Annotated in this window: 9 protein-coding genes and 4 tRNA genes; 6 read left to right on the top strand and 7 right to left on the bottom strand. The window is 53.2% G+C overall.

The annotated features are described in order from the left end of the window. Window positions 1-27: 27 nt before the first annotated feature. Window positions 28-1,977, top strand: a complete 1,950-nt coding sequence (gspD, locus tag DS878_RS08475) for a type II secretion system secretin GspD (RefSeq protein ID WP_113815552.1) — start codon at window positions 28-30, stop codon at window positions 1,975-1,977. Between the two features lie 14 nt (window positions 1,978-1,991). On the opposite strand, the gene DS878_RS08470 is transcribed toward gspD, so the two are convergent. From DS878_RS08470 to purE, 6 genes are all read right to left on the bottom strand, one after another. Next, entirely contained in the window at window positions 1,992-3,995 is a 2,004-nt protein-coding gene (locus tag DS878_RS08470) for a M48 family metallopeptidase (protein WP_113815551.1), read from the bottom strand. Between the two features lie 12 nt (window positions 3,996-4,007). Continuing rightward, window positions 4,008-4,595 (bottom strand): LemA family protein, encoded by a 588-nt coding sequence (locus DS878_RS08465; protein WP_113815550.1) that lies wholly within the window; start codon window positions 4,593-4,595, stop codon window positions 4,008-4,010. Between the two features lie 23 nt (window positions 4,596-4,618). After that, entirely contained in the window at window positions 4,619-6,679 is a 2,061-nt protein-coding gene (locus tag DS878_RS08460) for a putative bifunctional diguanylate cyclase/phosphodiesterase (RefSeq protein WP_113815549.1), read from the bottom strand. Window positions 6,680-6,940: 261 nt separating this feature from the next. Further along, window positions 6,941-7,519: a superoxide dismutase [Fe] gene (sodB, locus tag DS878_RS08455; RefSeq protein ID WP_113815548.1), complete on the bottom strand. Its 579-nt coding sequence runs from the start codon at window positions 7,517-7,519 to the stop codon at window positions 6,941-6,943. A 90-nt stretch (window positions 7,520-7,609) separates the two neighbouring features. Continuing rightward, window positions 7,610-8,728 carry a 5-(carboxyamino)imidazole ribonucleotide synthase gene (locus DS878_RS08450; protein WP_113815547.1) on the bottom strand — a complete coding sequence of 373 codons (1,119 nt, stop codon included), beginning with the start codon at window positions 8,726-8,728 and terminating at the stop codon, window positions 7,610-7,612. A 166-nt stretch (window positions 8,729-8,894) separates the two neighbouring features. After that, complete coding sequence (gene purE / locus DS878_RS08445) at window positions 8,895-9,386, bottom strand: 5-(carboxyamino)imidazole ribonucleotide mutase (RefSeq protein ID WP_113815546.1); 492 nt, start codon at window positions 9,384-9,386, stop codon at window positions 8,895-8,897. Between the two features lie 208 nt (window positions 9,387-9,594). On the opposite strand from purE, the gene DS878_RS08440 reads away from it, so the two are divergent. From DS878_RS08440 to DS878_RS08425, 4 genes are all read left to right on the top strand, one after another. After that, window positions 9,595-10,563 (top strand): hypothetical protein, encoded by a 969-nt coding sequence (locus DS878_RS08440; RefSeq protein WP_113815545.1) that lies wholly within the window; start codon window positions 9,595-9,597, stop codon window positions 10,561-10,563. Window positions 10,564-10,688: 125 nt separating this feature from the next. Further along, window positions 10,689-10,764 (top strand) — tRNA-Val (locus DS878_RS08435). Window positions 10,765-10,833: 69 nt separating this feature from the next. Beyond that, a tRNA-Asp gene (locus DS878_RS08430) sits at window positions 10,834-10,910 on the top strand. A 7-nt stretch (window positions 10,911-10,917) separates the two neighbouring features. After that, window positions 10,918-10,993, top strand: a tRNA-Val gene (locus tag DS878_RS08425). 40 nt (window positions 10,994-11,033) lie between these two features. On the opposite strand, the gene DS878_RS08420 is transcribed toward DS878_RS08425, so the two are convergent. Further along, on the bottom strand, window positions 11,034-12,440 hold the full coding sequence (locus tag DS878_RS08420) for a 3-oxoacyl-ACP reductase (protein WP_113815544.1): 1,407 nt from the start codon (window positions 12,438-12,440) through the stop codon (window positions 11,034-11,036). 231 nt (window positions 12,441-12,671) lie between these two features. Between DS878_RS08420 and DS878_RS08415 the strand changes: the two genes are divergently transcribed. Next, window positions 12,672-12,748 (top strand) — tRNA-Met (locus DS878_RS08415). Window positions 12,749-13,326 lie beyond the last annotated feature (578 nt).

The following is a 13,326-nucleotide window of genomic DNA, read 5'->3' as shown; positions in this document are numbered from 1 at the left end:
TTCATCGATACAGGACGAAATCGCCAGATGTATAACCACAAGACCAACTTTTTGCGGGCCCTGGCCCTGCTTATTCTTCTACCTTTAATGTCGATGGCATATGGCCAGGAGGAAACCTGGAGGCTGAATCTGAAAGACGCTGATATTCGCGCTTTTGTTACTCAGGTAGCGGATATCACCGGGTACAGTTTTGTGGTGGATCCCCGGGTGAAAGGCAAGGTAACTGTTCTTTCCAGCGCGCCGATGAACAAAAATGAAATTTATGACCTGTTTCTCGCAGTGCTTAACGTTCACGGTTTCACCGCCATTCCCGGAGAAGAGGTTATAAAGGTGGTGCAGCAGGTGGATGCGAAGCAGTCCGCAGAGGCTCTTGGGCGTTTCCCCAGCATACCCTCCGAGCAACTCATTACCCGGGTTATCCAGATTGATAACGCCAACGCACTGGAATTAGTACCCATTCTCCGGCCTCTGGTAGCAAAGTACGGCCATCTGGCCGGAGTAGCTGCCGCCAATGCACTGATTATCAGTGATCATGCTTCTAATATTCACCGGATTGAGCAGATTGTAAATGAGCTGGATAGCCCCTCAAAATATGAAGTTGAGGTGATCAAACTCAGGGAAGCCTGGGTGGGAGATATGGTTGTCCTGTTGCAGGAACTGGCACCTGATGAGCTGGGCCGTGCCGGTAATGACAGTGCGGCGAGGAAATACAGTGTCACCGCAGATGAGCGCAGCAATCGGCTTATCCTCAGGGGTGATGAGTCTTTCCGTAACAAGATTCGGGGCCTGATCGTGCAACTTGATCAGCCCTCTGCGAGCGGGGGAGCAACCAAGGTAATTCGGCTCAAACACGCAGATGCCGTGAACCTGACAGATATTCTTACAGGTGTTATGGGTGAACTTACCAAAGAGTCAGGTGGCTCAGCCGGCGGCGCAAGTACCAAGCCTCAGGGCAGTTTCGCCGTGTTTGCAGACGAGGGTCTGAATGCCCTGGTGATTCGGGGAGAGCCTTCACTGATGCAGGAGGCAGAAGAGATTGTTGCTGCCCTGGATATTCGTCGTGCCCAGGTGCTGATTGAGGCCGCGATTGTCGAAATCAGCGATGAGTTAGGTCAGGATCTGGGGGTTCAGGTTGCAGTAGGCGATGAGTCCGGATCGGCTACGCCTGTGTTGGGAACAAGTTTCGGGAATGTTGGAACGAGTCTGGGAGACGTAATCACCGCAATCCTGAGTGAGTCAGTTATTGCTCCCACCGTTGGAGGTATTACCATTGGTGCCGGGCAAAGAAATGAAAACGGCGTGACCTGGGGTGTTCTTTTGCAGGCTCTTTCGACTTCCGCGGCGGCCAACCTTCTTTCCACGCCCAGCATCATCACTCTGGACAATCAGGAATCAGAAATTATAGTGGGCCAGAACGTCCCGTTCCGTACCGGCCAGTCTACGGTTACGGGTGATGGCACTACAAATCCGTTCACTACGATTGAGCGCAGGGATATTGGTCTTACTCTGAAGGTGACACCGACGATCAGTGCAGATGGTCTGGTAAGGCTGGTGGTTGAGCAGACAACTGAAAGTGTCGCAGACAGCATTGAAGATGCGTCAGACATAGTGACCAATAAACGTGAAATCAAGACAACTGTACTGGCTGATGATGGCGAAACCATCGTACTCGGCGGTCTCACCCGTGATGACTACACGGTGAACAAGAGCAAGGTGCCGCTGTTGGGCGATATTCCCTATCTCGGTCGGTTGTTCTCATCCGAGTCTGAAACCCGGGTCAAGCGCAACCTGCTGGTGTTCCTACGCCCGAGAATCCTGCTTGGTAAGGAAGATGCGGTTGCGGCCACCTCCGAGAAGTTCAACAAGTTGTGGGATGTGAATCTGGATATCCGTAATAAACTGGGCTTGCCTGAAGTGGATTCCAACACCAATGTTGATGTGTTGTTCAATCCGGGAGAGACCAGCCAGATGGATTAGTGCCCGCCGAGTTTTTAAACCGTCATTGGAGGCATGGGGCAGTCCATCTGGTCTGCCACCAACCGCATCAGCTCATATTCCCGCACGTCAATAACGCCGTCATAGGTGATGCAATGTCCGCACGCGTCTATCACTGCGGGCTTTAGCAGGGGTGAGAGCCCATTCAGTACCTTCAGTGCTTCCTGTAGTTGGCGCATGGTCACTTTGCTCAACATAGGGGTGTCGGCGCTTCCGTTACCTGGAAAGCCAGCCATGGCTTCATGGTAGAGGCTTTCCGCTTGTTGGCTGTCACTTGAACCAGCTCTTGCCAGCAGGCTCAGAAGCCTCTGTAGCGCCGGCATTGCGGGTTTGTAGCTATTGTGGCGTACAGGTATTGCTCTGTCTGCGTCCACTCCCAGGTGGCGGGAGAGGAAGCTGGTAAGGGCCAGTTCAAACAGCGTGATGCGATTATCTGCATCAACCAGTTTTCTCACATTGCGAATCAGTTCAGCGCGTTCTTCAGGGTCCAGTTTCCGCAGGGCCGGCATTGCGAGCTCCAGAGCCGGAAATCTCACGGCCTCGCCAAGGCTCTGGAGTGCAGGAACGAGTTTCGCAAGAAGGTCTGGCTGGGCGCCAAGCAGCGAGTGGCCGGGAAGCAGTCTCAGGCATTCCGTTTGCTGCTGCTGGTCCAGGTGGTTGATGAGCAGGGCATAACAAAGCTGGATTGCTCCCGCCCGGGTGTATAACAAGCCCCGGAAAGTGGAGGGCAAACGTCGCAGAAGGTGAATCGCAAAGTCTTCGCCTTCCGGGCTGACCGTGCCCACTCTTTCTGAAAGCTTTTGTACCCCTGCTGATCCGGGGTCCGGTGTGGCAACGATCGGATTTGTTGATGCTGCGCGCCGGCCAGAGACAGAGCTGTACACTTCTGCAGTCGCACCGGCAAAGCCAGAAGCGCCTGAAGGTCGTTGCCCGGCTGTTGCTGCGCGCAAGTCATCTGCGGGCTCGGTATCTCTCAGACGGCTTTTCAGGCGAGCCATCAGCCCGGGCTGAATGGCGTTTATGCGCTGTTCGATCGGCGGATGGGATGCGAGTAACGAGGTGAACTTCATTCGCGTGGCTTCCCCAAAGCACATGTGATTCATGTCGCTGGCATGGCCGGTGGTGTCCAGGTAGCTGCTCCGCAGTCCGATTTTGAACAGTGCGCCACCAATCCCCTCCGGATTACGCGTGAACTGCACTGAGGATGCATCGGCCAGGTTTTCCCGCTGGCGTGACACGGCAGCCTGAATCAAGCGTCCGAAAAACACACCTACGTAACCGATTAAAAACAGCGCTATTCCTAGAATTCCCATGGTTGCCTGTGCGCGACCATCCCGGTTGCGTGCCGTCGATCGCCCTCCACTGTAAAACGAGGCACGAAGCAGGAAACTGCCGATCTGGCCGATCATCAGGATGCCGGAAAGCAGGGCAATGAGGCGCACGTTCAAGCGCATGTCACCGTTGAAAATGTGGCTGAACTCGTGGCCCACAACGCCCTGAAGCTCGTCCCGGGTTAACTGGGTAATGGCGCCATGGGTAACTACCATCACCGCAGACCCGGGGGAGTATCCCGCTACAAATGCGTTGATGCCTGTCTCATCATCCATGAGGTAGAGTTCTGGCACAGGTACACCACTGGCAATGGCCATTTCCTCTACGATATTTCGCAGCTTGCGTTCATCGCTGTCGCGGGTGTCTGGATCAATAGGTCGGGCGCCAACCATTTTGGCCACACGGCTCCCGCCTCCTGCAAGGTCTGCCCAGCGTATAAGAGACCCCATGCAAATGAGAGTCACTACAGCCGCAGCAGTAATCAGCCCGTGGCTGGATAGCAGCCAGTAATGGAAGGGCTGACCAGAGGTTTCGCTCCGGGTTACGAAATATCCCACCAGGCACACAGCCAGTGTTATAAGTACTACTGCCGTGAGAAACAGAAATACCAGCAGGCTGGTGTTGCGCCGGGCACTGGCCTGGCGCTGAAAAAAACCGGGATGTGCCATGGTTCAGGGGCCTCAGAAGGCCACTTTGGGTGCCTGGCGGGCCTCTGGAGACTCAAGTTCCAGCTGAGAGGTTTCCTTGAATGAAAACATGCCGGCAATAATGTTATTGGGGAACTGCTCGCGAAAGGTGTTATAGCTCATCACACCGTCGTTATAAGCCTGGCGCGCAAAGGATACCCGGTTTTCAGTGCTTGAAAGCTCTTCCATCAGTTGCTGGATCGTCTCATTGGCTTTCAGTTCCGGGTAATTCTCTGCTACAGCATAGAAGTTGGCCAGTGCTTTTGTGAGCAGGTTTTCGGCACCGCCGAGGCGTTGGATTTTGGTGCCGTCTCCAGGGTCTTTGGCAGCATCTTTCTGCGCACTGACAGCGTTATTTCTTGCTTCCATAACCTGGGTCAGTGTTGATTTCTCGTGATCCAGATAGGCTTTGGCGGACTCCACAAGGTTGGGTATAAGGTCGTGCCTGCGCTGAAGCTGAACGTCAATCTGGGCAAAACCGTTTTTGAACTGATTGCGCAGAGAAACCAGACGGTTATAGATGAAAACCAGATAGATTACAGCGACAGCAATTACGATCAGGCCAATAATGGTGGTTCCCATGGCAAATCCTCAAAGGTAATGGGTCAGGTGTTATTTTTGATAAGGTTCTGGTGAAAGTCCTGAACAAAAGTCTCAAAGTCTGCGGGGCGCAAAGGCCTGCTGAAAAAGTATCCCTGCGCCAGTTTACAACCGCGCTGGCTCAGATAATTCTCCTGCTCTGCCGTTTCTACACCTTCCGCGACGACTGTAAGATTGAGACTTCTGCCCAGATCGATGATGGTGTTGGCAATACGCGTGTCTTCTTCATTAACTAGCAGGTCACGGATGAACTGCTTGTCAATTTTGAGGTGTTTAACGGGCATCTTCTTGAGGTAGGTGAGCGATGAATAGCCAGTGCCAAAGTCGTCTACAGCGATGCTGATGCCTGCGCGGTTCAGGGTGTGCAGTTTAGCGACAGCATCTGACAGGTTGGTCATGAAACTGGTTTCTGTAACTTCCAGCTCCAGACGGCCTGCAGGAATGTCGTGGCGATGCAGTGTGTCCAGTATGTCATCAACAATGCGGTCCTGGCGTAGCTGCACTGCTGACAGGTTTACTGCAATGCGCAGGGGGAGGCCCTTGTTTGACCACAACCTGGCCTGCTGGCACGCTTCTTCAAGCACCCACTGGCCGATTTCTACAATGGAGCCATTATTCTCTGCAAACGGAATAAAGTAATCCGGGGGCACCAAGCCGCGTACTGGATGATCCCAGCGAAGCAGTGCTTCTGCGCCAATGACACGTTTCGTCTCCAGATCGACCTGAGGCTGATACACGAGATAGAGCTGATTAAGGGACAGTGCCTGGGAGAGATCTTTCTCAAGTTGTCTGCGGTCCCGGATTTCCTGGTCGATGCTGGCAACGTAAAACTGGAAGTGATCCCGGCTTTTCTGTTTTGCCAGCATCATGGTTTGCTCTGCGCTTTGAAGCAGCCGGTCGGGTTGGATGGCGTCGGATGGATATAGAGCTATGCCCAGCGTTGCAGTCATGCAGATAGTCTGGCCTTCAATACCCATGTTATCGTTGATGCAGGCCAGAATGGCTTCCGCTGTGTCTGCTGCCTGAAAACCGTCTTTAAGCCCTTTTTCAACTACAACAAACTGATCTCCCCCAAGGCGGGCCAGGGTGAAGCGACAGCCGACCAGGCACTGAATGAGCCGCTCTGCAATGGTTTGCAGTGCTAGATCCCCGGCACGGAAACCGCATTGATCGTTGATGGATTTGAAGTCATCAATGCCACAAACGATCACGGATAGCAGGGTTTGATTGCGTCTCGATTCTTCAATGTCAGTCTTTAATAACTCCATGAAACTGTCCCGGCTAAGCAATCCGGTCAGCTGGTCGTAGCGGGCGAGCCGATTTACGCGGTCTTCGGCTTCGCGATGGCGTTTCTGGCTCTCGCCGATGGCTATAAGCAAGGTGTTGGTTGCGCTCACCCAGAGCCCCAGCTCATCTTTCTGATGGCCGGCAGGCGTCTCAACCAGGCGGTCATCAGGGTGTTCCGGATCAACCTGTTTTACAGATTGAACAATGCGCAACAGCGGGCGGGTCAACAGCATGTATACGACGAAGAACAACACCATTCCAAGAATGATTGCTGTGGCAATGACCGACGTGAAGGTAATAATGGCACGGCCCAGCCACATATGAGCTGAAGGCACGGTGTCGTAGTAAACAACGAAATAGCCGTATACGGTGTCGGGATCGCGCGGGCGTACCAGCTCTGTACGGAATTGGCGTTCAGCACCGAAAATCCAGTTGATCAGAGGCCTGAATGCGCTATCAGCCAGGGGGCGTTCGCGCGTGCTCAGGGGGTCGCCGTTTGTGTGAAGGACCTGAGCCAGGCGTACGGCTTCCTTTGCAAACAGGCCATCGACCACCTGCGTTGCCAGGTTCGCGTCAATGCTGAATACGGCCTGGGTTGCAGTATCTTTGACCATGGCAATTGTCTGGATCGCCTGGCTGTTCAGGTCGGCTGATACGCGACGGGCATCGAGCACCACCTGGATGGTACTGACAATTACGCCGCTGATCAGCGCAACTGCAAGTATCCACCGAAGGATGCGGTAGCCAAGGCGATTTTCAACCTCAAAGGATGTTTGCATTCAGATCCGTCTTTAGCCTGTGTCTCAGGCACCGATATTTTTGTAGCCGTTAAGTGTTGGCACATTAACATAACATATTGCTGACAGTACGGATTATGGCTCGGGTTAAAAAACACTACATATACAGTATCGGTGATTATTTCAGATAGTTGAAAACTCTGGCGTTTCAATTTGTAAATGTCGGCGATTGCAACATGCAAAACGCCCGCATATAGCGGGCGTTTTGCTTTCTGCCGTTACCGGCAGGGTATGGCGTGAGAATCAGGCCAGGTTTTCGTTTACGAAATCCCAGTTGACCAGATTCCAGAATGCTTCCAGATAGTTCGGGCGGGAGTTGCGGTAATCAATGTAGTACGCGTGTTCCCACACATCAACGGTCAGTACTGGCTTGTCAGCGCCCGTCAGTGGAGTTTCTGCGTTACTGGTGTTGACAATGGCTACGCTGCCATCTGCTTTCTTGACGAGCCACGTCCAGCCAGAACCAAAGTTATTGGCGGCTTTGTCGCTAAACTCTTTCTTGAACGCATCGAATGAGCCAAAGGCCTTTTCAATGGCGTCCTTGGCGGCACCTGTAGGTTCGCCGCCGCCATTCGGGCTCAGGCAGTGCCAGTAAAAGGTGTGGTTCCACACCTGGGCTGCGTTGTTGAACACCGGGCCACTGGCGCTCTTGATGATGTCTTCGAGCGACTTGCTGGCGTTGTCAGTGCCTTCAACCAGGCCGTTAAGCTTGGTTACGTAGGTGTTGTGGTGCTTGCCGTAATGGTATTCGAGGGTTTCAGCAGAGATGTGCGGTTCGAGTGCGTTCTTTTCGTAAGGTAGTGCCGGAAGTTCAAATGCCATGAGGTCGTTCTCCCTGGTTCTCTCAATTATGGTGAATGTCACAGGCCTAATATAGGGCCGATTTGAGCGATATCAACCCCGCAGGGTAATTCAGTTGTTTGGCGTCAGTGAGCTGCTGAACTCAGGGCTGCCGGGCAAAAATTGCACGCAGTTTCTGACCCGCCATACCAGCTCTTCGTAGCTGTCTGCCAAAACGTTGACATGGCCGAGTTTTCGGCCCGGACGCTCACCTTTACTATAAAGATGAATGTGGGCGTAAGGCAGTTCCAGCAGACGCTCAATATCCCCGTGCTCGCCAATGATGTTAATCATGCAGCTCAGACCACGTGGTGCGACATTGCCCAGAGCGTGGCCGCTCACAGCTCTGATGTGGTTTTCGAACTGGCTGGTCATCGCGCCTTCGATGGTCCAGTGGCCGGAGTTGTGAACTCGCGGCGCCATTTCGTTTGCTACCAGGCCTGCGGGCGTATCGAACAGTTCCAGTGTCAGCACACCGACGTAATCGAGCTCGTTCAGCAAAGCTTTGATATAACGCTCTGCATCTTCCTGAACGTGTTTTTCCAGCTTGGGTGCCGGTGCGATCGCGTAACGCAAGATGCCTTCATGGTGCACATTTTCGGAAATGGGGTAAAAGGCCAGTTCACCGTCTTCGGCGCGTACCGCAATGATCGAAACTTCGCGGCTGAACTCGACAAATTTCTCTACCATCAGCCTTGGGTGGCCGATGGAGTTCCAGGCAGCTTCCGCATCTTCCGGACTTTTCAGTACGGCCTGGCCTTTGCCGTCGTAGCCTTCGGTGTTGGATTTGGCAACCACCGGGCAGCCCAGGCTCTCTGCAGCGGCTTTCAGGGATTCGGCGCTGTCGGCTATCTTCCATTGTGGTGTAGGAATGCCCAATTCACCGAACAGTGTCTTCTCCGCTTCTCGATTCTGGCAGACCTGCAGGGCGCGGGGGCAGGGGTGAACCGGCTTTTCTTTTGCCAGTGTTTCTGCAACGTCCACAGGAAGATGTTCGAATTCGTAGGTAACCCGATCAACCCGGGACAGGAAATCGTCCAGGTACTTGCCTTCGCGATCAATGATAACTTCGCCCAGTCCGGCACTGGGGCTGCCAGACATGTCGTAGAAAACAAAGGTTTTGGCCAGCGGATATCCGGCGAGGGCAAGCATTCTTCCCAGTTGGCCAGCGCCTAGTACGCCAATTCTCATTTGTGTTCTCCTGCCGTTAACGGGCATTGATCAAAGTTTGGGTGAGTGTGCGGGCAGGGCTTTCCAAAACTGTGCGGAGCCATGGATGGCGGAGCCAAGCGTACATGGATGTATTTACAGCGTGTTTTGGAAAGCCCTGCCCGCACACTCTTGCTCGGAGTTGGGCTTACTGCTCTTTTGGATCGGGATTATCCAGAATCGTTTGGGTCTGCGTTGCCCTGAATTCATCAACGGCTTTGCGGACACTTTCATCCGAAGTGCCGATTATCTGTGCTGCGAGCAGGCCTGCGTTGGTGGCACCAGCATTGCCGATCGCCAGAGTGCCTACAGCAATCCCTCCGGGCATCTGCACGATAGATAGCAGCGAGTCGAGGCCGCTGAGTGCTTTTGACTGCACAGGAACGCCCAGTACCGGTAAGGATGTTTGAGATGCGACCATTCCTGGCAGATGGGCCGCACCGCCAGCGCCTGCGATGATGACTTTCAGGCCACGGTCGGATGCAGTTTTCGCGTAGTCGAAAAGCAGATCCGGAGTGCGGTGGGCCGAGACCACTTTGGTTTCATAGGCGACGCCGAGTTTTTCGAGCATATTGGCGGCGTTTTCCATGGTGGGCCAGTCGGATTTCGAGCCCATGATAAGTCCTACAAGCGGCTGCATACGCAACAGTCCTGTGATAATTGGAAAGCCGGACATTGTATGTTTTGGCTATCTACCATGCAAGGAAGGTGTTTCAGCGCATTGCACGGTCGGGTTTTCATCTGCCCTCATTAGAGGTAATACCTTGAGGCATAGTCATTTCAACCTATCAACAACTGCATGTATTATCGGTGTCAGTTAATTAAACCGCCCATATCCAGGAGCTGTAATGGAACCCATCCGTCCAGATGACGATGAACTGAGAGCCGAGCGGCCTTTTGGTGTGTCAGAACAGAAGAAGGCCCCTGTCCAGAAAAAAGCCAGGCCGGCAGCCGGGGGAGCTGGTGGTAAATCCATACCACCGAAGCCTGCCCCAGGTGACAACGATGGTAGCGGGGGCCGGTCGAGCCTTGTGGTTTTGTGGTTGGTTGTTGTCATAGTGGCCGTGGTATCTGTAGCCAGCTGGTATTCACAAAACCAGCAGATTCAGGTGCTTCAGGGGCAGCTTGAAGAGGCGGATTACTGGGCTCGGCAAAGCAAGCTTGCGTTGGCGCGGTTTGAAGGAGACCTCACTGAAACGGGGGAAAACCTGCAGGAGCATGGAGCGTCTCTTGCGGAACAGCTGGCATCCCAGAAAAAGCAGATTGATGAAGCCGCTAGTGAGATCCGGAAGTTATGGGTTGTCGCAAACGAGCGGAACAAGAAGCGGTTGGATGATCAGCAGGAGCGGATTGTTGCCACAGAAGTCGCTCTCGCTGAAAACGGGAAGGCGCTTGTGGATGTGACCTCTACGCTTGAACAGGTCCGGACGTCTTTGGGTGCTGATCTGGCAGCGTTAACCAAACAGACGGAGATTTCAATTTCTGCTCTTGAAGATTCAGGCCGTCAAACAGCGGAGCAGCTGACATTGGTGAGTAAGCAGGTGGCGGATGTCGATCAGGTTGTTGAGCGGCGGGTACGCCGTTTTGAACAGGAGCAAACGCTCGGTATCAGCGGTATCGAAGGGCGTTTGTCTGCTCTGGAGCAGAAGCTTGCAGACTTATCGGGCAATGATGGTGAGCGTGCACTCAGAAATGAGCTGGCTGAGGTAAAAAGTAATCTTCAGGCAATTGACTCCTCCCGCGCTCAGCTAACCTCCCGCCTTGTGCGCTTGTCCGAAGAGGTTAATCAGTTGCGTAAACAGGTATCTGGCCAGTAGTCGGAAAAAGATTTGACACCGCCGGACAAATGCTTAAAATGCGCCTCTCACTTGGTTGAGCAATGAAGTTTGTTCGCAGGCTTTATCGGCTTTATCAGGTGAAAGCCTTTGAAAGGTTTTGAAGTGGGTGGTTAGCTCAGCTGGGAGAGCATCGCCCTTACAAGGCGAGGGTCACTGGTTCGATCCCAGTACCACCCACCACTTTCTTTCAGGGCAGACATCGAGCGATTGAGTTCGATGTGCGATTCAGGTTTAATGCCGGATCGATGTGGAGCGGTAGTTCAGTTGGTTAGAATACCGGCCTGTCACGCCGGGGGTCGCGGGTTCGAGTCCCGTCCGCTCCGCCACTATTCCGGGTGGTTAGCTCAGCTGGGAGAGCATCGCCCTTACAAGGCGAGGGTCACTGGTTCGATCCCAGTACCACCCACCAGATTCAAGAAAAGGGCAAGTCCATTGGGCTTGCCCTTTTTTTATTTTCCGATCAGTGACTGCCCGCAAACGCGCACAACGTTGCCGTTAACGCCACCGGATGCCGGGTTGCAAAACCAGGCTATGGTTTCTGCAACGTCTACCGGCTGTCCGCCCTGAGAAAGGCTGTTCATGCGTCTACCGGCTTCACGTAAGGTTATGGGCATGGCTGCGGTCATCCGGGTTTCAATAAAACCCGGGGCTACTGCGTTAATGGTAATGCCGTTCCTGACCTGCCTGGCCATAGCTTCCACATAGCCGATCACACCGGATTTTGCTGCTGAGTAGTTGGTTTGTCCAAAGTTACCGGCTATGCCGCTGATGGAAGATATGCAGACAATGCGTCCACCTTTGCGGAGCAGTTCCCTGGCCATCAACTCATCGTTGATGTGCTCTTCTGCACTCAGGTTGACGGCTATGGTCATATCCCAGAAATGCTCAGGCATGTTGCCAAGAGTTTTGTCACGGGTAATGCCAGCGTTGTGGATGAGCAGGTCTACACCCCCAAAATGCTGTTCTACGAAATCCGCGATTTTTGCAGGCGCTTCTTTGGCCGTAATGTCGCAGGAAAGGGCTTTGCCATTGATGGCGTGAATCACCTTTTCGAGCTCATCCATGGCCGGTTCGATGTCCAGTCCAATGACCGTTGCCCCGTCCCGGGCGAGGGTTTGTGCAATGGACGCGCCGATACCCCTTGAGGCGCCAGTTACCAGAGCCACTTTGCCTGTAAGCGGCGCAACCGGGTTGACTGTTGGCGCATCAGCCGCTTTACCAATGCGTACTGCCTGGCCGGAAACATAAGCGGACCGGGCAGACAGGAAGAAGCGGAGGCTGGATTCCAGCTGCTTTTCTGCATTGGGCGCCATCCAGAGCAGGTTAGCGGTTGCGCCTTTTTTACCTGTTTCTTTGCCGACACTGCGGATAAACCCTTCCAGAGCCTGTTGAGCTGCAGCCTGGGAGGCTTTTCGGCAAGTTGCCGGGTCCTTGCCTACGATCAGAACACGGGCATTCATGCCCAGTTTTTTGATGACTGGATGGAAGAAATCGTACAAAGCCCGCAGGTCTTCAGGGTCTTTCAGGCCGGTTGCGTCGAAGACCAGGGCTGAAAATTCTGCTTTGGTGTATGAAGCCAGGTCCAGTGCCTGCGCCTTGTCTCCGGCTTTTGACGAATCCTCAAGTGTCGCCTTGCCGCTGGCACGATAAAGAGTTGCGGCGCTGGCGCTAAGTACACTGCCAATGGTTGTTATGGCTTTGCCGCCATTACCTGCACCAACCAGCACATTGCCTTCAGTAAATGGCTGGTCTGCACGCCTGAGCCTCTTCAGTGGCACAGGAGCGGGCAGTCCGAGTGACTGTGCGGCGGTCTTTCCGAACGGGGTGTTAACCAGTTTAAAGTAGATGTCAGACACGACTTCATCCTTGCGTTGCAATGAGGGGCGCATGTTTCTCTATAGAAAAAGAATCATCATGGCACAGGACCGGAAGTGCAACAGGAATCAATCGCTTCAAACCGCCGGAAAATGGTGTAACAGCCCTTCTGTAATCATAATTTTACACAAAGCCGGAATAGTCTTTGACAGATTGGTTCTGGCTCCGTAATATGCGCGCCACGGTGATCGAGAGGTTACCAACCAGTTTGATGCGGGGTGGAGCAGTCTGGTAGCTCGTCGGGCTCATAACCCGAAGGTCGTTGGTTCGAATCCAGCCCCCGCTACCATATGAAAGAAAGGCAAATCAGTAATTTACTGGTTTGCCTTTTTTGCTTTCTGGGCCGGGCAATTCCTCTGTATCCAGAACTTTTCCAGGCCTTTGTGTTCTTGCAACCCTCCATGTACCACTCCGTTATCCAAGAACCCCGCTAACCTCACACCGGCTCACACCTATTAAATGTCGGGATAATCGGCTGCTTGCCCGGCGAACAGCGGAGATATACGACAATTGTCGCAAAACTCCATAATTTTAGACCTGCGGTGCTTACAACCCCATGAAAAATATGGAATAGTCACCTAGACACAATTGCAGATAAGCGAACAGATATTTTTGGGGAAATCCGACAATTGACGCTTATTTCCAGAGGGACTACTTTTTAGGGTAGGTAGTTTTTTGATAACAAAGAAAAAATTTATGGATGACAGATGCCGTGTAGGGAAATAGACGCGTTGGGATAGATGTCATTTGTCGTTGAATTAGCTGTTATGTGGGCAGTACCAACGGGCATGATTGAATGGCACAACGCATTGTTATAGGGATATTTTTGACCTCGCTTTTGGTTGCTTCGGTGGCTATGTTTATGGG

This window comes from Marinobacter sp. F3R11, assembly GCF_003318275.1.
Classification (GTDB): Bacteria; Pseudomonadota; Gammaproteobacteria; order Pseudomonadales; family Oleiphilaceae; genus Marinobacter.
This window is presented reverse-complemented; position numbering and strand designations above follow the sequence as displayed.

Excerpts from the sequence above, each read along its gene's own strand:
- DS878_RS08465 (WP_113815550.1), bottom strand. The coding sequence starts at position 4,595 with ATGGGAACCACCATTATTGGCCTGATCGTAATTGCTGTCGCTGTAATC.
- DS878_RS08450 (WP_113815547.1), bottom strand. The coding sequence starts at position 8,728 with ATGAGAATTGGCGTACTAGGCGCTGGCCAACTGGGAAGAATGCTTGCC.
- gspD (WP_113815552.1), top strand. The coding sequence starts at position 28 with ATGTATAACCACAAGACCAACTTTTTGCGGGCCCTGGCCCTGCTTATT.
- purE (WP_113815546.1), bottom strand. The coding sequence starts at position 9,386 with ATGCAGCCGCTTGTAGGACTTATCATGGGCTCGAAATCCGACTGGCCC.
- sodB (WP_113815548.1), bottom strand. The coding sequence starts at position 7,519 with ATGGCATTTGAACTTCCGGCACTACCTTACGAAAAGAACGCACTCGAA.
- DS878_RS08470 (WP_113815551.1), bottom strand. The coding sequence starts at position 3,995 with ATGGCACATCCCGGTTTTTTTCAGCGCCAGGCCAGTGCCCGGCGCAAC.
- DS878_RS08440 (WP_113815545.1), top strand. The coding sequence starts at position 9,595 with ATGGAACCCATCCGTCCAGATGACGATGAACTGAGAGCCGAGCGGCCT.
- DS878_RS08460 (WP_113815549.1), bottom strand. The coding sequence starts at position 6,679 with ATGCAAACATCCTTTGAGGTTGAAAATCGCCTTGGCTACCGCATCCTT.